This window comes from Vallitalea pronyensis (genome assembly GCF_018141445.1).
GTDB lineage: Bacteria > Bacillota > Clostridia > Lachnospirales > Vallitaleaceae > Vallitalea > Vallitalea pronyensis.
On record NZ_CP058649.1, the window covers coordinates 4,253,939 to 4,274,249 of the forward strand.

At 36.7% G+C, this 20,311-nt stretch carries 13 protein-coding genes; 3 read left to right on the forward strand and 10 right to left on the reverse strand.

Going from position 1 to position 20,311, the window contains the following annotated elements:
- Window positions 1–72 precede the first annotated feature (72 nt).
- The 7 genes from iolG to HZI73_RS17815 form a co-directional block, all read right to left on the reverse strand.
- The gene (gene iolG / locus HZI73_RS17785) at window positions 73–1,119 is read right to left on the reverse strand and encodes an inositol 2-dehydrogenase (protein ID WP_330619576.1); all 1,047 of its coding nucleotides are present in this window, start codon (window positions 1,117–1,119) and stop codon (window positions 73–75) included.
- Between the two features lie 66 nt (window positions 1,120–1,185).
- The gene (locus HZI73_RS17790; RefSeq protein ID WP_212694720.1) at window positions 1,186–2,250 is read right to left on the reverse strand and encodes an ABC transporter permease; all 1,065 of its coding nucleotides are present in this window, start codon (window positions 2,248–2,250) and stop codon (window positions 1,186–1,188) included.
- A 19-nt stretch (window positions 2,251–2,269) separates the two neighbouring features.
- Window positions 2,270–3,757 (reverse strand): sugar ABC transporter ATP-binding protein, encoded by a 1,488-nt coding sequence (locus HZI73_RS17795; RefSeq protein WP_212694721.1) that lies wholly within the window; start codon window positions 3,755–3,757, stop codon window positions 2,270–2,272.
- Window positions 3,758–3,933: 176 nt separating this feature from the next.
- Window positions 3,934–4,872, reverse strand: coding sequence for a sugar ABC transporter substrate-binding protein (locus HZI73_RS17800; RefSeq protein WP_212694722.1), 939 nt, complete (start codon window positions 4,870–4,872; stop codon window positions 3,934–3,936).
- Between the two features lie 203 nt (window positions 4,873–5,075).
- Window positions 5,076–6,701, reverse strand: coding sequence for a response regulator transcription factor (locus tag HZI73_RS17805; protein WP_212694723.1), 1,626 nt, complete (start codon window positions 6,699–6,701; stop codon window positions 5,076–5,078).
- Between the two features lie 29 nt (window positions 6,702–6,730).
- Window positions 6,731–8,494: a cache domain-containing sensor histidine kinase gene (locus HZI73_RS17810; RefSeq protein ID WP_212694724.1), complete on the reverse strand. Its 1,764-nt coding sequence runs from the start codon at window positions 8,492–8,494 to the stop codon at window positions 6,731–6,733.
- A gap of 106 nt (window positions 8,495–8,600) precedes the next feature.
- The gene (locus HZI73_RS17815; RefSeq protein WP_212694725.1) at window positions 8,601–8,894 is read right to left on the reverse strand and encodes a hypothetical protein; all 294 of its coding nucleotides are present in this window, start codon (window positions 8,892–8,894) and stop codon (window positions 8,601–8,603) included.
- 467 nt (window positions 8,895–9,361) lie between these two features.
- On the opposite strand from HZI73_RS17815, the gene HZI73_RS17820 reads away from it, so the two are divergent.
- Entirely contained in the window at window positions 9,362–9,952 is a 591-nt protein-coding gene (locus tag HZI73_RS17820) for a hypothetical protein (protein ID WP_212694726.1), read from the forward strand.
- A gap of 116 nt (window positions 9,953–10,068) precedes the next feature.
- Here HZI73_RS17820 and HZI73_RS17825 read toward each other — a convergent pair whose 3' ends face one another.
- The 3 genes from HZI73_RS17825 to HZI73_RS17835 all read right to left on the reverse strand — a co-directional run bounded on the left by HZI73_RS17825 (window position 10,069) and on the right by HZI73_RS17835 (window position 15,543).
- Window positions 10,069–11,034 (reverse strand): carbohydrate kinase family protein, encoded by a 966-nt coding sequence (locus tag HZI73_RS17825; protein ID WP_330619577.1) that lies wholly within the window; start codon window positions 11,032–11,034, stop codon window positions 10,069–10,071.
- A gap of 188 nt (window positions 11,035–11,222) precedes the next feature.
- Window positions 11,223–12,380: an ROK family transcriptional regulator gene (locus tag HZI73_RS17830; protein WP_212694727.1), complete on the reverse strand. Its 1,158-nt coding sequence runs from the start codon at window positions 12,378–12,380 to the stop codon at window positions 11,223–11,225.
- Window positions 12,381–12,441: 61 nt separating this feature from the next.
- Window positions 12,442–15,543, reverse strand: a complete 3,102-nt coding sequence (locus HZI73_RS17835; RefSeq protein ID WP_212694728.1) for a glycoside hydrolase family 2 TIM barrel-domain containing protein — start codon at window positions 15,541–15,543, stop codon at window positions 12,442–12,444.
- A 414-nt stretch (window positions 15,544–15,957) separates the two neighbouring features.
- Here HZI73_RS17835 and HZI73_RS17840 point away from each other — a divergent pair, with 414 nt between their 5' ends.
- Both HZI73_RS17840 and HZI73_RS17845 read left to right on the forward strand, forming a co-directional pair.
- Complete coding sequence (locus HZI73_RS17840; RefSeq protein ID WP_212694729.1) at window positions 15,958–17,970, forward strand: 5'-nucleotidase C-terminal domain-containing protein; 2,013 nt, start codon at window positions 15,958–15,960, stop codon at window positions 17,968–17,970.
- Between the two features lie 423 nt (window positions 17,971–18,393).
- On the forward strand, window positions 18,394–20,271 hold the full coding sequence (locus HZI73_RS17845) for a M64 family metallopeptidase (protein WP_212694730.1): 1,878 nt from the start codon (window positions 18,394–18,396) through the stop codon (window positions 20,269–20,271).
- Window positions 20,272–20,311: the final 40 nt, after the last annotated feature.

Sequence of the window (20,311 nt, forward strand, 5' to 3'; positions counted from 1 at the left end):
TATGGTTATTACCATGTTGTTGGAAAATAGTGCTATGTGACCTGTTTATTCAACACTATCTTATGATAGAATTTACATACGTATTAATTCATTGGTTTCAAATGCCTTTTTACACTGATAAGCAATCTCCGTTGTCTTGGTACCATCATAAACCGTAACTTCTGGTTTTCTATGGTCATGTATACACTTAATAAATTCATTAATCTCTGCCAAGTAAGCTTGTTCAAAGCGCTCCAAGAAATCCTGAGAACACTCTTGGCGTACACCATGATGGTCCAATATCTCAACCATATTTTTTTGTGGTACACTGGCAATCCTTAATGTGGCTTTCGTACCAATAATTTCAGTTTCTACATTATACCCATGTGGTGCAGTCCGACCTGCAAATAAAAATACCATGGCATCATTTTCCATCTGCATAAGAGCCGCTACATTATCCCCATCCTTGAACGCCCCAAACTCCTGATGGGCATAACAACCACCAATGGCATGGATGGTTATTGGCTCTGAGTCTACCATCCAACGGGCAAGATCAATATCGTGAACGGCCATATCAATAAATTGTCCGCCGCTATGTCCAGCATAAGCAATGGCTCCCTCGATACAACTCTCTGGGTCTTGAGAATAACCTCTAAATAAGACCACATTGCCAATGTCCCCATTTCTAATTTTTTCTCTTGCATAAGCATAAGAAGGGTCATAGCGCCTCATAAAACCCAGCATAAATACTAATTCTGGATGACGCTCAACAGCTTCTTCCGCTATCTTACATTCCTCTAGATTCGTACCTAATGGCTTCTCAGAGAATACATGTAGTCCTGCATCAAGAGCCTGTGCTATCTGCGTTGTATGTAAGCTGGAAGGTGACGAAATCACAACTGCATCTAATGCCTGATTCGTTATCATGTCCTCATAATCTGTATAGCGATTGGGGATGCCCCAAGCATCTGCTGTTTTATTTAACTTCACTTCATCTTTATCACATAGAGCAACAAGCTCGGCCCCTGGTATTTTAAAAGCTATATTTTCAGCATGTTGATATCCCAAACGACCAAGACCAACTGCACCAATTTTTATCTTCTTCATCTTCCCTTCGAAACGGTAATCTTGTAAAGTCATTCAATAACCTTAACAACCGTTTCTTCACCTCCTTCGACATATCTTCATGATTTATAGACATAACCGTTATTTTTTCTTTTTATTCTTACGCATATCAATAATAACAGCGCCAACAATGATAACGCCTTTAAAGACCTGTTGATAATAGCCGCTAACCCCTAGTAAGTTCAGTCCATTATTTAGGATACCTAAAATTAAAGCACCAACCACAGCCCCCCATATGGTACCAATCCCCCCTGAGTGGGATGTACCACCAATGGTTGTTGCTGCAATGGCATCAAGCTCATAAGACATACCCATACCTGGCTGTCCTGTGTTAACTCTTGCAGATAATACAAAACCTGCAAGACCAGCTAATAATCCAGCATAGGCATAGATTTTAATCAGATTACGATCCACATTAATACCGGATACCTCTGCCGCATGAATATTACCGCCAATGGCAAAGATATTCTTGCCAAAACGGGTATGATTCAATAGGATATAGGTGATCAAAATCATTATGATATACAGTATAACCGGAACAGGAATCCCTCGAAAATCGCCAAAACCTAAGACATAGGATTGACCAAACCATTGATAGGATTTCGTAAGGGTCGATACAGGACGGCCATTGGAATAAATCTGGGCAAATCCTCTTGCTGAAACCATCATACCCAAGGTAGCAATAAAAGGGGGTATACCCGTTTTTGCAATGAGCGTACCATTGATCAATCCAGCAATGAGTCCCACTAAGAGAGCCGCTATAATCGGTACAAGCACAATCATTTCTGGTAGATTAGGAAACATTTTTGCTTGCCAGTCACCTTGTTGCCCTAGACTAGCTGCTACAACCGCTGCAACGGCTAATACAGAACCGGATGATAGGTCAATCCCTTTAGCGATAATAACAAGGGTTACCCCTAAAGAAATTAATCCAATGACCGATATCTGTCTCACCACATTGAACAGGTTCTTAGCTGTCATAAAAACAGGTGACATAAAACTCATGAGTACAAACATGACGATTAAAACAAGTACGATACCATACTTACTTAAAAACGCTTTTTGAGAAGCAAATGTATCTTTTGGCTTTTTAGTTAACATAATAACGGTTGATTTGTTATCAGCCTTTTGCTTATTGTTTTGCATATGTAGTCCTCCCTTTGTTCTAATTGGTATTGGTGGCATGTTGCATGATCCGCTCTTGATTGGCATCTTCTCGGTCAATCCTGCCCGTTACTTTTCCTTCATGCATCACCACAATGGTATCACTCATACCAAGAATCTCTGGTAACTCTGAACTGATCATGATAATGGATTTTCCTTGTGCTGCTAATTCCGTGATTAAGCTGTGAATCTCAGATTTAGCGCCAACATCAATACCCCGGGTAGGTTCATCAAGTATTAAGATATCCGGTTGTGTCAACAACCATCTTGCTACAAGCACTTTTTGCTGGTTACCTCCTGATAGGTTTTGAATCTGTTGATTGAGGCTTGGTGTTTTGATTCTAATCTTATTTTTATAGTCATCACAATCCTGTACAATCTTTTTGTGCTGGACAAATCCCGTTGCAATATAATCGCTCATGTTTGCAATCACCATGTTATCTTTTACACTGAGCATGGGGAAAATCCCTGTATGTCTTCTATCTTCTGTTAATAACGCTAATTTATTATGAATGGCTATTTCCGGTGATTTTATGTCCACTTCCTCACCTTCGATAATGATACACCCAGATGTTTTTTTCCTAATACCAAATATGGTTTCAATCACTTCTGTTCTTCCTGCCCCAACAAGACCGGCTATACCTAGAATTTCTCCTTTTCTAACACAGAATGAAACATCATGAAAAACACCTTCAACGGTTAACTTTTCAACACGTAATCTCTCTTCGCCTATGTCACATTTAATCTTAGGAAACATGTCATCTAGTTCACGTCCAACCATTAATTGGATGAGCGTATTTGTATCTAATGCTTTTGCTTCATGGGTTGCTACATATTGGCCGTCTCGAAGGACGGTAATCTCATCGGATATCTGAAAAATCTCATCCATCTTATGGGAGATATAAACAATTGCTGTGCCCTGTGCTTTTAATTGCTGAATAATGCGAAATAGATGTTCCACTTCTCTATCGGTTAATGCGGAAGTAGGTTCATCCATAATGACAACCTCTGAATTGTAAGACACTGCCTTTGCAATTTCAATCATCTGCATCTTTGCTACGGTTAAGTTGGCCATTTTCTCCTTAGGGTCAAGATTGAGGTCTAAACTATCCAATAGATTTTTTGTTTGCTGATACATCTTTTTATGGTCAACGAAAAACCCTTTCTTTGGCTCTCGTCCTAACCAGATATTTTCCATAATGGATCGATGTAAGATGGGGCTAAGTTCTTGATGTATCATGGAAATACCCATCTGTAGAGCTTTATTGGTGTTGGTCATATTCACTTTTTTACCTTTGTAAACTATCTCACCAGATGTAGGTGGGTGAATGCCAATAATACATTTCATTAATGTTGATTTACCCGCTCCATTTTCGCCCATGAGCGCATGAACATGGCCTGGTTTTAGACGAAGACATACACCATCTAGTGCTCTAACACCAGGAAAAACTTTAACAATGTTCTTCATTTCCAAAACATAATTGCTCACATAATTACCTCCTTATATGTAAGACTTCTTAATTATTTAAGGCATCATTCCTTTAACAAGAGCAAATATTCTGCCTTTATTTTCCCTAATTTGGGATAGAATAGGGCTGTCTTTAAGGGACAACCCTTTCATTAAACCGTGAAGTGAATTTGCATTGTTTTAACTTTTGGTGAAAGTTATTTTAGGAATTCATCTAAATTTTCAGGCGTTACTAATTTAAAATCAATCCATTTTTCTTGTTCTGGTTTATCGCCTTGAGCTGCTTTATAAGCTAGTTCAATGGCGCCACCGCCTTGACCTGCAGCATCTTGGAAAACAGTGGCTGTTAATTCACCATTTTTAAGTGCATTTAAACCATCAGGCGTAGCATCCACACCAACAACCAAGATGTCATCTCTACCACCATCTTTCAACGCTTGAATAGCACCTAATGCCATATCATCATTGTTGGATGCAATTGCTTTTAATTCATCACCAAATCTGTTTAACCAGTCTTCGGTCTTCATCATACCTTCATTCCGTTGCCACAAACCTGTTTGCTTATCAACAATGTCAATACCATCATATTTTGCACTGATTTGCTCAACACCTTCTGTACGCTTTAGGGCACCTTCGTTATCTAATTTACCCATAAGAATGGCAATTTTACCATTGCCGCCTAACTTTTCAGCTAAGAACTCCATTTGCATAATACCCGCTTTGATTTCTTCTGAACCTACGTAAAAAGCACCCTCTGGCAAATTACCTGGATTTCTGTTTACATAAACAATAGGAATCTCTGCATTTGTAGCTGCTTGGGTTAGTGGGTCTGCGGCACTTGTATCCACAGGTACGACCACAATGGCATCTTTTTGCTGCACAACAAATGTTTCTACTTGATCCATTTGCTTAGCCATATCTTCCTTGGCATCGGTGTATTCAACATCTAATTCAATACCTTCTTCTTGTAACTTTTTGGCATATGCTTTCATACCATCCATCATGTAAGTCAAAAAGGTATCATCAAAGTTAGCAATAGAAACACCAATTGTCATTTTACTGCTCTTTTTTGAACATCCTGCAACTGTGCTTACTAACATCACACCGATAAATAGCATGGTCACTATTTTTTTCATAAACCTGAAACCTCCCTTTATTTTTGATAGCCAACTTTGTGGAACTCTTGGTTATGCAACGCTAAACTTAAAGATCATACCTTCATTGCAACTAGAGTTCTTATGTATGTTGTAATATTAGTATGACGTAAATGGAACCCCTTTATAAGGGGTTCATTTTTTGGGAAGGGGGTAAATTTTTTATTTTTCTCCCTTGCTTACACTTATTCTATCTTTCTCTTATAGGCAGTAGGGTTAATACCTTCCAGTTTTTTAAATATTTTAGAAAAGTACCTTCTATCATAGAAGCCCACCTGACTGGCTACACTGTTTATGGATTCATTGGTATGCTCAAGCAGATATTTGGCCTTATCAATCCGTATATGCTTCAGATAATCCACAAAGGATTCACCTACCTCCTGTTTAAAGAGGTGACTCAGATAGGCCATGTTCATCTGGATATGGTCAGCAACCATACTTAATGTAATATCATGCATATAATTGCACCCAACATAATACATGACTTCTTTAACACTCTCATTGGTTACTTGTTTCCCATGAAGGTTATGAAAATATTGTATCATCTCTTCTACCACATCCATGACGATATGCTTTAGCTCGTGTATTGTCTCACTTTTTTGGATGGCTTTTGCCATACTCCCATCCAATAATCGTGCTATATCTAAATTGTACTTCCTACTAAACCGTTCCAAGATGGTATGCATATCTAACCAGAAGCGTATGACTTTGTTGGGTGTTATCCCTTTTTCTATAGCCTGATCACTCAAATCATCCAATAGGTTGTCAATGCCTTTCCTATCAGCTGTCTTTATATACTGCTCAATTCGTTTATCCAATAACTTAACATGCAACATGTGCTGATGGTTAATGGCATTGTTATAGTTATTGGTACAGAAAATATGATTCTCTCCTTCATAAAACTTAACCAGCATGGTAATAAGGGCTTTTTCATATAAATGGAATAAATCAAAAAGTTGGTGGGATTTCTCTGTTATGACCATACTGACTTGAATATCCAGGTAACGGTTAATGCTGCCTCGTAATTTAATCGCTAAATCATTCATTTTCTCTTTTATGGCAAATTCACTTTTCTCATTTTCTACGTCGATAATAAGAGCAATATGGGCTCCCCCAAGTTCAAGTACTTCCCCCTTGGCAACAGTCTGTAACACTTCTTCAGCCACATTACGTATGGAAAAATTAAAAAGTTTCTGATCCTCTTCTTCTGATAACTTGTTAAGTACATCTTCATAGTGGTCAATTTCTAACAGCAATAGCACATTGTTATACTTGGATATACCCATGGATAACTCCTGGATGAGCTGCTCCATTTTTAATTTATTAATGCTGATTCCTCTTAATATCTGCTGCAAATAATCCTGTTTTAATTCCCACATGCCACGATTTGCCCAACGCTTCAACTGCTGACTTTCTTGTTTTTCTCGTTTTTCCTCTTGTATGGCTTGTTTAATCTGAGATAATACCTCTCTAAGCCGTTCTTCTGTTACCAGATTTTTCAATATGTATTCTTCTGCTCCTAACTTCATGGCTTCATGGACATATTGAAAATCATCATGACAACTTAGAACGATAACCTTACACGCAATGGAACGCTCTTGTAACGCCTTTATCAGTTCAACGCCATTCATGATGGGCATACCAATATCCACAATAGCTATATCTGGCTTATGGAACTCTATTTTTTCAAGTGCTTCCTCCCCATCAATGGCTTCAGCAACAATCTCAAACCCTTCCTCTTCCCAATCGATCATTTGTTTTAACAATACCCTCACTGGGAAATCATCATCCACTATTAAAACTTTATACACCTTCAACACCTCCTATTCCAAGCTGTATGTCAGTCGTTTATCATCACTGAGCCCTTCTCATCAGACATTATAATAGGCAACTTAATCATGGCTTTTGTGCCTGATTTTTCATCTAATAAATAAGTTAAACCGTATTCATCTCCAAAATATAGTTTAATTCTTTCGTCCACGTTATTAATGCCAATACCACTAAATTTTCTAGTCTTATCCATTTCACCATTAAAAATTTTCTCAACGGTCTCAACCGTAATACCTCGACCATTGTCCACAACATAGATTACAAGTTTACCATCTTTTTCAAATGCCTGTATCCCAATATGGGCTTCCTTTCCTCGCAGATCAAGGCCATGCTGCAAACTGTTTTCAACTAACGGCTGTAAAATAAGCTTAGGCAATTTGTATTGTTTAACGTTATCCTCCAAGTCATACGTAACTGAGAATGCATCATTATAACGAAATTGTTGAAGTTTTACATAGTGATCCACTTGTTGTATTTCTTCTTCTAAGGTGATGTAGACATGTTTATTGCCAACCGTTCCTTGTAATAGCTCTATAAGAGAGCCTAACATACTGCTTACAGTCTTGGCATTTTGTAGTATAGCGACACACCGAATGGAATTCAACGTGTTGTATAGAAAATGAGGTGTTATCTGAGATTGCAAGGCTTTTAATTCGGCTTCCTTCTTCTGATACTTAGAACGATATACTTCATTAAATAAATGGTTAAGCTTACTCGTCATACTGTTGAAGCCCTTGATTAATACACCTAATTCATCGTTTCGAGCTGAAGGAATCTGTATGTCAAAGTTACCTTGCCCTACTGCTTTCATGTGACTTTCCATCTTGGAAATGGGTCGATAAATATCCATGGTTAACATGTACCACAGTACTCCAACAGCTAGTAATACAATGATACTTAGTCCAAGAGCAACATACTTTATATCTTCAACATCCGATACAATGACTTTTTGGGGAACCATATAGACCATTTTATATTTTGTCAGTCCGCTGACATGATAGACGATTAAATACTTCTCACCTTTAATGTTAATCATATGTGCGTCTTTAGCACTATAGTTTGCAGTCATGCTTTTATCCAAGGTAAATGCACGACCAATCTCGTTCTTAAACTTTGTGGATACAATCATGTTCTTACTATTAAGTAAAAAAATGTTATCGTTGTTATGTCTTTTCAAATCATGTAATAGATTAAAATAAATCTTCCGTTCATCCACATTGGCAATCACAATCCCCACAACCTCTTCTTTATCTGGGTCATAGATTTTTTTCTTAATAGCGAAATGATAGTCCTTATGATGAAATAAGTTATCTTGATATTCAAAGGTTTCTATCCAATTATTTTGGTTAACCTTAGGAATGGTTTTTCCTAAAGCATCTAGATCCTCAATGTATTTGACCTCTCTTCCATCCATAGACGATACCAATTTTCCCTCTTTTGGCAGAAACAAATAGACACTATCCAAAAAAGTGTCTACAACTGCATGTTGGTGCAGCATTTTCTGTAAGGTTGTATGGTCACCTTCTGAGATAGCTTCTCTTAATGTATGGTTAAATGTGAAATTAACCAAATCATAGTAGGTGTTCATAAATAGCTCATCTGCTTTCTCACTATGGCGCTCTAGATTAAGCATCATGGAATTTGCTGTGTTTTGTTCAATGATTGTAACCGACCTTAAATAAAGCATGCCTGTGATGAGAAAGATAGGAATGACACTTAGACATAAACAACCTAACACTAATTTTGTACGTATACTTTTAAATATGTTCACCATAGCCTCCTATATGTTTATCTGTCACATCAATCCTTTATTACGTTGTGTTTTTACATAGGAAACAAACGCAGGTTAATCACTGCGCTTTATATAGCCACCATTTTATTTATCCTGCGTTATTCCCATTATCTTGAACAGGCATATGGTGCTCAACTGGAATACCTGCATGCTCTTGTTCTGCTGCTTCTCGCTGCATCCGTTCTCTTTCTTTTTTCTTACCATAGAACAGGGATCCTATGGCTATAACCATCAGAAAACCTTCTACACCCCTCATCTTTGTTGGATCTAATTCAATACCAGTAATAATCTGATAAAGTCCTGTCCCCATATAAACAAGAGCTACACCGATAACAACTAAACGCCAATGTTTCTCCATAAATTTTTCAAACTTTTTTTGCATGTTTATCCTCTTTTCTTTATCCAACATTTTTGTAATAATGTGCCATAAACAATTCAATTCATTTTCACGGTATATCTATTCTATCATATAACTTTTTATATGAACAGGGTATGTTTATACAGATTATCCAATAATCAGCAATTAAATAGGTTAAATTCTAGCCAAAAATTAATCAAAGCAGCTTATGTGAAAAATTACCTCATAACTTGTACCTCCTTTCATTTACAACATATATGACTGTGATTATTTTAAAAAATACATATTAATTTTTGTATTTTATTGTAAATATTAAATATAAATTCTCTATTTTTTCTTTTATTTTAATATTTAATAATATATTTTTAATTATTTGATTTTTTAACCCTTTGGTGCTATAATCGATTTGTTTCATTATATGGGGAGAGTTATATATTATTTTTAAGTAACAAAAAACATATTATTCATGAATTAATAAGGAGAGAAAGTATATGAAAATAAGAAAGATATGTACAAATACCATGTTTATGGCGCTTATCATGAGTTTAATCCTTGTTGCCATTCCTTCACAAGTGAATGCGGCTTCAGACCATTTAACTAAGCAAATGGTTGATATCAATGCTGATATTGATAGAGAAATAGAAGCACTTGGGCTAAATGTTATTGCTGCGTATGATTATGAAATTCCATTTACCTTAACCGATGAATTAATTGCTGAGAACAAAGATGATTTTGCAGGTATGTCAAAGGGTGATGTTGTTACCGTTAATGTGAGTTGGAGAATTAGCTATACCCAAGCAGATGGTCTTGCTTTTTATACCACAGCTTATGGTTATGGCGCTCTTCTTAAAAAAATGACTGGCAAAAACAAGTATAGAGATCCTGATACCTTCTCAACATATTCATATGACATTAGAACAACTAATATTGTTCCAATGAGTAGAATAAGTAATTATGTAGCTACTTACAAAAAGTTTGCATCTGGTAAAAGAATCTATTGTCAAGTGAATGTGGATATTGATGCAGTAAATGAAATTTCAGGAGGCTATTTTAGTGCTTCTGATACTGTAACAATTCCTTAAATAAAACGAGAAGTCGTTTACTTATATAGAGATAGATACGAAAGCAATTAGATTTTTTTATAACTCTATACTGCCACTACTATTGGCAGTACCCCATATAAAAAACGTGTATAATCCTACACGTTTTTTCTTAATAGTTCTATTATTGTATCCTCACTTGGCATTGCTGGGATAGCACCTTTTTTAGTTGTTGTAAGACCACCTGCCGCATTAGCAAACAGTAGAATAGTATGCCAGTAATCTTTGTCCATGGTTTGTATATCTTCCAAGCTTTTCTGCCTTAGTTTGTAGAGCAATGCGCCTAAGAAGGCATCTCCAGCTCCCGTTGTGTCAATGGATTGAACCTTAAATGCTGGTACGAATGCAGATACTTTTTTATTGGCATAATAAGCACCTTTATCCCCCATAGAAATTAAAACAAGTGAAACACCCATATCTTTAATCTGCTTGACACCCTTCTCCATATCCCCGTGTCCAAAAAGAAATACCATTTCCTCTTGTGAAATTTTTACAATATCAGCTAAAGGCATTATGCCTAGAATTTCTTCTTTTGCAATCTGTGCATCCTTCCAAAGGGCTTGACGATAATTGGGGTCATAACTGATGATTTTTCCATTTTTTTTAGCGTATTCTACTGCCGTAATGGTGGCCCTTTTACAGGGTTCATCGGTTAAAGACACGGAACCAAAATGAAACATGTGACAATGATCAATTAAGGTCTTATTGATTTCTTCTTTCACTAACATCATATCTGCACCTGGTTTCCGATAAAAGCTAAATGAACGTTCCCCTTCCTCACTTAGATGTACAAAAGCTAATGTGGTATGTACACTTTTTGACATTATAAGTCCCTTGGTACTTATCTTGCAATCATCTAGTACATCCCTTAAAAAATGGCCAAAGGCATCATCGCCTACCTTACCAATAAAACCCGTTTTTCCACCAAGTTTTGCATGCATTGCTAATACATTTGCTGGTGCGCCACCTGGATGTTGCTCAAACATAGGTGTTGTGCTTACTTCATTTTTTACAGGCGTAAAATCAATGAGAAGCTCCCCAATCGCAACCACATCATACATCATATTATTCTTCCTCCGTTTTCCTATTACTGTTAGGTCATGCAAATCCTTTATGAGTACCCATTCATATGTTGGTATAATTGTAAACATTTGCTTTACTTATATTTTTATGAAGTATCTCCATCATAATGCCCTAGCTTATATCTGTCAATGCTTTAAAATGGGTATTCACATAACCGAGCCAGTAACAGCTACACTGTACATAAAAACGCTTCTATTTGCTGCAGTGCCGCTCCAAGTGCTGCACCTTTCATACAATAGGAACAAGATTGTAAGAAGGCTGCATCTTCTTGCCTGTTGTTCATGACTATTTTATCTTTTAACATGGACATATAAGGTTGCATATAACTGCCCACATAGCCACCTATAATGATGGAACAATCAAATATCATACGCAAATTATTAATTTCAATGGCTAAATGCATCAGATATCGCTCCCATATGACCCTTAATGTGTCGTTTCCGTTTTCCATTTCTTCAAAAAATCGATCTAAATGTCCATGGGTATGTTTGGATAACGTTTTTGCAGAACAATAAACATCAACACATCCTTTTTTCCCACAATAACATTTCTCACCTTCTGGTATGAGTGTCATATGACCCAATTCACCTGCTCTAAAATGATCTCCTTGATATAATTTTTTCACAAAAGGAGGATGATTTAAAATGGACTGTCTTTTTACAAGAATGGCTCCACCCACATTGTTATCCAGTGATAGATAAACTGCATTCATACACGTATCATCATGATACATCTCTGCGAAACCTGCTGCATTAGCATGATTGATTAAAACACATGGGTATGGGATGAACTCAGAAAACCTATTACTTTCAATGTTAGCAGAATGGTGTGAGTGAGACAATATAACCTTATGGTTATTCATATCTACAATACCAGGAACTGAAATACCAACCCCAAGAAATGCCTTATCTGAGTCTACTTCACTGCTTTTGAATGCCAGTACCACCTCTGCAATTTCTCTATAGTACTCTGGACTATTACAGAATGGTTTATACACCTGATGATGTTTCAATACATAACCTGATAAATCTGTCAACACAAGATTAATGTGTTCTTCAGTAATGTCCATACCCAAAGCATAGTATGCATGCCTAATAGGTGCAATAGCTGTTGCTTTTCTTCCTCCTGTTGATTGAAACTCACCAACCTCGGTTACCAGCCCTTGTTTAATCAGTGCATTAATATTTTGCAAAACAGTTGGAAGACTGATACCTAATTCTAATGATATATCCGGCTTTGATACGGGAGCATATGTATTGACGTATCTAAATATACGATTACGATTGATTTTTTTTACATCTATTTGCCTAACTCTTTTACTCACCATGTCACCTCCCTTATAAAAAAAGATGCTATTTCAATATCATTGAAACAGCATCTTCATCCATCTACTTATTGCACACGTTGCGGTATATGGACATCTCTTTTCCCTTTTGCTTTTCATAAGGTACCAGTTGGAAACTATAGTTGATGACCTGAGGTAATAAACGATACTTATCCAGTGTTTCTGGTCCACAACTGTTATTACCAACACCTGACTGCCCATAATCAATATGAATGATTGTTTCAGGACGTGGCTGCAAATCATAGGTATGGTTTGCTTCATATAGATCCTGTACGGTATAATGGTGTACACTCATGTTATAGGTTGGCTCACCACAAATTAGCAGACCCACACCCTGGCCATTCACAACTGACGTCCATCTTGTATCCATCTTATTACCGTTTTCTTGTGGGTAAATATAGGGTTCATATAATTCATCTACTGTTCCCACATACACATCCACAAGAGCACTTTCTTTTTTATCCACATAACTCTCATGAGGTCCTCTACCATACCATGATACTTCTTCAAAGCCGTCTGGCATTTGTAAAGTCATACCCACACGAGGGATATACGCTAGTTCTATTAATGGTTCAGTGGTTACATCCACCTTAACATGACCATTACTTTTGATGGTATAGCAGACACTGCTCTTGAAGACATGTTTTTCACTCATCATAGCATGCTTACTTACCACATGAATGGTTATGCTGTCTTCTCCTTGTTCCACCTGAATGTCTTGGATATATTTATGCATATCGTGAAGTCCAATATGACGCCATTTGCTTTCATCACTATCTGTGCGTCCCGGCCAGCCTCTTTGGTCATTATCTGTACATGCACGCCAATAGTTCTCTGTTAAACCTTCTTCAATTAATGGCACTTCATTATAAGCATAGGATGTAATCGTGCCTTTGGTTTTGTCAAAAATCAAGCTAAAATCAACACCTTCAACAACAACATACGCTTCTAAATCCTTCACTTCTACAAAGCTCTGTTCTAACATCCCAACAGGTGCTTCTTCTTTTACCTCCGTGACAATCTCAAATTGCTGACGCTTGATTTCATGTCCTTGAACAGCCCAAGAATAAGCTTTGTTCAAGACCACATAGACATTTAACCAAAATTCTTGCTTCTCTTCTTGCTCCTTAGCCACTTTTATTGGTAATGTTACCATTTCATCTTCCTGTGGTGGTGTCATTAAATCACCTATGCTACCCGATGCAATCAGCGTATCATAACTTTTGAGCTCCCAGTGAATGGTCACATGGCTAAGATCAAGGAAATCATGACGGTTAAGGATACGTATTTGTCCCTCATATAGATTCTCTTCAAATACTTCAACTGGCGCTATGACGTGCTTATATTCAATCAACCCTGTATGAGGCTCTCTATCAGGGGTTACCATACCATCAATACAGAACTTGGAATCATTTACCGTCTCTCCAAAATCGCCCCCATAAGCAAACCACTCTTCGCCATCTTCTGTCCACTGACGGATACCATGGTCCGCCCATTCCCATACACAACCACCTATAAACCTGGGATAGGTATAGATTGCATCAAAATATTCTCTAATGTTACCCATACTATTACCCATCGAATGTAAGAATTCACATTGGAAGTAAGGACGATTATCATCTGCCTTGGCTTGTTCTATGGAACGTTCAACGCTCTCGTACATGACACTTACCACATCAACACATGGTGACTCTACCGCTGATTCATAATGAACTGGTCTTGTGGGTTCATGCTCTCTAATCCATGCAGACATGGCATCATGATTGGGCCCATAAGCAGATTCGTTACCTAATGACCACATAATAATGGATGGGTGATTACGGTCACGGTTAACCATCTTTTCTGCACGGTCAACAAATGCTGCTGTCCATTCTGGATCACTGTTGATTAAGGTGGCTTGCGCTCTGCCGTTTTTGCCTAGACTTTGATCCCGAACAATACCATGCATCTCAAGATCAGCCTCATCAATGACGTACATACCATACGCATCACATAGGTCATACCAATAGGTATCATTAGGGTAATGGGATGTTCTTACTGTATTAATATTATGCTGTTTCATCAATAATATATCTTCTAGCATATCCTCACGGGTTACGGCATAACCTCTGTCAGGATGGGTATCATGACGGTTAACGCCTTTTAACTTAATGGATACACCATTTACAAAAAATTGCTTATCTTTTACTTCTATTTTTCTGAATCCTGCTTGAACACATTTAACATTGATGATGTTTTTATCTTGGTCCAAGAGTGTTAACACAACTTTATATAGATAGGGTGTCTCTGCTGTCCACTTCATGACTGTTTTAACGGTGTGTTGGAAGCTCACTTTTTCTTTAACCCTTTGTTCCTCTATGTACACCCTTTGCTTATGTTCATCAAGCACCTCTAGTTGTACGAAGCCACCTTTTGAAGGTTGATCCATGAAAACATCTACTGATAGTTGACCATCTGTATAGGTATGGTCCAGGTCAGCTAATACATGAATATTTTTTATAGCCATCTCTTTTTCAGACTTGATATAGACTTCTCTAAAAATACCATTCATTCGCCAAAAATCTTGATCTTCTAAATAGGTGGCTACACACCATTTGTAGACTTCAACTGCTATTAAGTTTTTACCTTCTACTATATAATCAGTGATGTTAAACTCTGAAGGCATATGGCTGCCTTCGCTGTAGCCCACTTCTCTACCATTTACATAAACAGTGAATGATGAGCTAACACCGCCAAAATGGAGAATAACTTGATCATCCAACCATTGTTGAGGGAGATTAAAAACTTTACGATAACACCCAATATCATTTTCATGAGGTATCTGTGGTGGATTAACTGGGAAGGAATATTTTACATTACGATAGGCCAATTCTCCATACCCCAACATCTGCCAACAAGATGGTACAGGAATTGTATCCCACTCACCATCACAATAATCCATTTTGTAATAATCCGTTGGCACCAATAATGGATGGTCATAGAATTCAAATTGCCAATGACCATTAAGTGAAAGGTAATAAGGTGATTGGGTACGGTCATCAGCCATAGCACTCTTTTTATCACCGTATGGTAATGCTGTTGCTGTTGCTGGTAAGGTATTCTTACCTATAATGCTTAAGTCTTTCCAATACATTTTACACGACATTAATTATTCCTCCTATAAAATAACACTAAATAAATATGATTTTGTTTTAAGCATGTTAACAACTTTGTTAACGCTACTCCTTTTATCTTCTTCGTTAACCATATTTTAGCACAGTCATTTTAAAGGATTCAATATAAATATATGAAGACCGTTATTTATTATATAAGAATATAAAGATTGGGTTAATTTTGTTTTGAATAGATAACGTATAGAAGCTTGATTATGTCACATAATAACTTATATAATCTCATTCACTTATTTCATCATACATCAAAAACAATTAACAAAGAATTAATGAACACTTAACATCAATCACATGGTTAACACAGTCAATATTTGCTAAAATTAAATAGAAAAAAGATGACATATATGATCAAAAACTTAATTTTATTTTCTGAAAGGATGAATGTCAGCATGAAAAAAAACATCATTAGTCTTATTTTAGGACTGGTATTAGCGACACAACTATTAACTTTTAGTACAAAAGCATCAAGTACAAAGGAATACATCATTCAACCTGGTGATGTGCTATGGAAAATTGGTCATGAACATAACACCACATGGCAAGTACTTGCAAAGTTAAATCAACTAAAAAATCCAAATTTAATTTATGCAGGTGATACATTGTTAATTCCCACATCTACACCAACCTCATCCTCTACGCATAAAGCAATTTCCTTACGTATTATGCACACCAATGATCATCATAGCCATCTGGAAAGCTCTACATATGATTTATCATTTGATGGCATACCTACCCGATTAAATATTGGCGGGTTCTCTAATCTTGCAACAATTATCGATGAGAATCGTCATAAAAACACCATCGTTTTAAATAGTGGCGAATTAAATGGTACACTTTATTTTTCCTTGTTCAAAGGAGAAGTTGATTTCAAAGTGTTTAATAAACTTGGTATCGATGCTTACGCTCTTGGAAATCATGAGTTTGATGAAGGCGATGGTCGATTAGCTGAGCTGATTAAAATAGCTAATTTCCCTATTGTATCCTCCAATGTTCAACCAACATCAAAAAGTCCCTTATATGCTGTAAAAGACAGTGTTAAACCTTACGTTATTAAAGAAATTGATGGTGAAAAAATAGGGATTATCGGTATTTTAAAAGCTGAAAAAACGAAAAACTCTTCTTTAGCATCTGATGACCTCACCTTTTCAGATGAAATCGAAACAGCTCGTCAATATGTAGCTGAGTTGGAAAAACAAGGTGTCAATAAGATTATTTTGTTAAGCCACGTAGGCTATTACAATGATTTCTTGTTTGCAGAACATGTACCAGGTATTGACATCATTGTTGGTGGAGATTCCCATAGTTTACTTGGGGATACAGATGCATTAGGAGAAGTAGGTCTTGCTCAAAAATACCATGGACAAACCGGTCCACTTCCAGGATATAGCCATGGTGATTACGAAAAAAATCAAAGTATAGGTGAATACCCAACTGTTGTACAAGATCCTAATGGCGACCCTGTATATATCGTGACAGCATGGGAGTATGCACATGCTGTGGGTATGCTTGATGTTGACTTTGATAAAGCGGGAAAAATAATATCCATTGACGGCAATGTTATCATTCCTGTTTCCGGCCCATACTTACAGAAAGATGATGAAGGAAAACGCGTAGAAGTTAGTGCTGATGTAAAGGCAAACATTGAAAATATGATTAAAAAATCTCCAATCCTTACTTTTGCAAAACCATCTCGTACAGTTGAAAGTATCATTGCTCCTTATCGTGACGAGATGAAAGCTTCATTGGAAACTGTCATTGGTCATATTTCAACCAATATGAGTGCAGAAAGAATTCCTACACCATTCGCTAGTGGTGAGACACCTACAGGCAGTATGGCTGCTTATGTGGTTGCTGAAGCATTTGCTACGGCTAATCCAAGAATCGATGTAGCCATTCAGAATGTAGGTGGTGTAAGAAGTGAGTTCTTTGAAGGTCAATTTACCGTAAGCCAAGCGATAACCACTCTACCTTTTTCCAATACAGTTGTCATGATGGATATGACTGGCGAAGAAATAGCCAATGTCTTGAACCAATCTGCACATTATGCTCTAAACACTGGATCAACAGGCGCATTCCCTGCTGCAGCCAATCTCCGTTATGATGTATTCCTAAGTGAAGAAGAAGGTAAAAACATTCAGAATATCGAAGTTATAAACAAAGATGGCGTATGGTCAACCATTGACCCTAATAAAACTTATACAGTATCTACCAATAGTTTTACGGCTTTAGGCAAAGATAATTACCTGGAATTTGCAAAAGTACGTGAAACAGAAGCAGGTAATTTTGAAAACACGTATATTAATTATTATGTACCATTAAAAGAGTATATTGAAGGTTTACCAAATAAAACGTTGCCACCGGTTAATCCTGAGGGTTATTGTTTAAAATCGGTGACTAAGTAGGGATATCGTATAATAAGTTTATTTTCTTAAAAAGAATAAGCGCACTTCATTAATGGGTGCGCTTATTCTTTTTATTTATATAACCGTTGTAATTTGTTCTTGCCTATCACTCCCTTTAAAGTGGAATACATGGACCAAATAATATTCAGAATTTTTCCAGTTCATACTATTATAAAAAACACTTCTGTAAGCCAAGTATGTTTCATAACTTTCTAAAATAAAAAAATCATGCCATGAATTTTTGTTCGTAATCGGCATTAATCTAAATTTTCTTGACAAATCATTGTTTTAATGTTAAAGTCAATAATATCAAAATATTACACAATAATTAATAATCCCCCAGTACTAAACATTTTTCTAACTCAGTGATAACTAGCAGATTATAGTATTGGGTAGATTAAAGATTATTAGAAAGAGGTAAATATGTACATAAACTATGAGAAAAACTCAAAAAAAGGTAAACTGGGCATTTTTAGGAGTATTATGCTCTCATTATTCTTGTTTTTATTTTTCTGTAGCTACTCTGTTAATGCAGTTGAAGTACCTGACAAGGCCCCAACACTTGTAAGTAGTGAAATCACTTCAAATACCGAGGATGGTACGCTATTTATTGATCTTACGGTGGAAAAAGATGATTCCTCTCTAGGCTACTCCATTTCATTAGATGATGTACTAGTGAGACAAGTTGAAATCAAAGATGAATTTCAAGCTAGTACAGATCCTGCACATGGAAAATTTAAGTGTACAATTCTTGACTCCAATAAACAACCGTTAAAAAGTATGAATATTATCAACCCTCTTGATTATTGGGAATATCCCGATACAACTATAATTTTAAGAAAAAAAGAGGCAGATATATTTGATCGTACTGCAATCAGTCTTAAAACCAGGAACAGTAAAAATATCAAGTATTTATTAATTGAAACACTGGATCAAGATGGCACATTAACTGATATTGGTTTGTTTGACTTACAATCTGTCTCTAGAAGCTCCAGTGCCTTAAGTAAAGCTACCCAATTTGATGTAGAAAAAATACTCTATAATGGACCAGACAGTCAAAAGGTTGTTTATACAGTCCTTGGTGATGGCTATACTGCCTACGAACAGGACAAGTTCATAGAGGATGTTAATCACATTATCGATAAAATGTTTCTGGATGAACCTTATTCACAATACAAATCGTCTTTTAATGTCTATGCCATAAAAGTTATCTCCAATGTTTCCGGTGCTTCAATGGACCCAAACAACTTAATCGATAACTACTTTGGTAGTACTTTTTGGTATGCTGGCATGGAAAGACTGCTGGTTCCAACTAGATCTTCAAGAGTATATGAAGTTGCTCGAAATCATGTACCAGATTATAATCAGCTAATCGTTCTGGTTAATTCTTCAAAATATGGGGGATCAGGGGGCACAATTTCTACCTGTTCAACCAATAGCCAAAGTTCTGAGCTTAACCTGCATGAACTGGGTCACTCATTTGCTGGCCTTTCTGACGAATACTGGGCAGGAAGTCAGTACGCCCGTGAAAACATTAATATGACAAGAGACAATAATCCTGCCACAGTCAGATGGAAACAATTTTTATATCAAGATGGCATTGGTATTTATGAACATGATTCTCCAGGCTGGTATAGACCTCATCAAAATTGTAAAATGAGGTATCTAGATAGTCCCTTTTGTCTTGTTTGTAAAAAAGCTCATGTGGATAAAATTAATTCTCTTACTGGTGGCAATAATGGCACAAACGCTCCAGCAGTACCCACAGGCTTACAAGCTATAAATGTGGGCAACACTTATTTTACTGCTGATTGGGATGATATGGCAAATGCAACCAATTACGATGTATTACTCTGGAATGAACAGGCAAATCAATGGGATAACAAAGGTTCAACAACTGTAAGTCAGCTTCAACTTACTGGATTAAATGCAGGTGAAACCCAATATGTATGTGTACGAGCAACAAATTCTCATGGAAAGAGTGAGTACTGCTCATACATCACTGTAAAATTAGAAAATAATCCAAGTACTCCTCCGGCAGTGCCAACAGGCTTAAAAGCTATAGGTATCGGTAGCACCTATTTTACTGCTGATTGGGATGATATGGCTAATGCAACCAGTTATGATGTATTACTCTGGAATGAGGCAGCAAATCAATGGGATCATAAAGGATCACCAACCGTAAGTCATCTTCAACTTACAGGGTTAAATGCAGGTGAAACCCAATATGTTTCTGTTCGAGCAAAAAATTCTCATGGGAAGAGTGATTATTCTTCGTACATTACTGTCACATTAAACTAATGGTTTGATAAGCTGATATCAATCTTATGTAACTAAAAAA

Bases quoted from the DNA above. Each gene is read 5' to 3' on its own strand.
- HZI73_RS17790 (WP_212694720.1), bottom strand. From the start codon at position 2,250: ATGCAAAACAATAAGCAAAAGGCTGATAACAAATCAACCGTTATTATG.
- HZI73_RS17800 (WP_212694722.1), bottom strand. From the start codon at position 4,872: ATGAAAAAAATAGTGACCATGCTATTTATCGGTGTGATGTTAGTAAGC.
- HZI73_RS17845 (WP_212694730.1), top strand. From the start codon at position 18,394: ATGTACATAAACTATGAGAAAAACTCAAAAAAAGGTAAACTGGGCATT.
- HZI73_RS17835 (WP_212694728.1), bottom strand. From the start codon at position 15,543: ATGTCGTGTAAAATGTATTGGAAAGACTTAAGCATTATAGGTAAGAAT.
- HZI73_RS17840 (WP_212694729.1), top strand. From the start codon at position 15,958: ATGAAAAAAAACATCATTAGTCTTATTTTAGGACTGGTATTAGCGACA.
- HZI73_RS17825 (WP_330619577.1), bottom strand. From the start codon at position 11,034: ATGATGTATGATGTGGTTGCGATTGGGGAGCTTCTCATTGATTTTACG.
- HZI73_RS17810 (WP_212694724.1), bottom strand. From the start codon at position 8,494: ATGGTGAACATATTTAAAAGTATACGTACAAAATTAGTGTTAGGTTGT.
- HZI73_RS17830 (WP_212694727.1), bottom strand. From the start codon at position 12,380: ATGGTGAGTAAAAGAGTTAGGCAAATAGATGTAAAAAAAATCAATCGT.
- iolG (WP_330619576.1), bottom strand. From the start codon at position 1,119: ATGACTTTACAAGATTACCGTTTCGAAGGGAAGATGAAGAAGATAAAA.
- HZI73_RS17815 (WP_212694725.1), bottom strand. From the start codon at position 8,894: ATGCAAAAAAAGTTTGAAAAATTTATGGAGAAACATTGGCGTTTAGTT.
- HZI73_RS17820 (WP_212694726.1), top strand. From the start codon at position 9,362: ATGAAAATAAGAAAGATATGTACAAATACCATGTTTATGGCGCTTATC.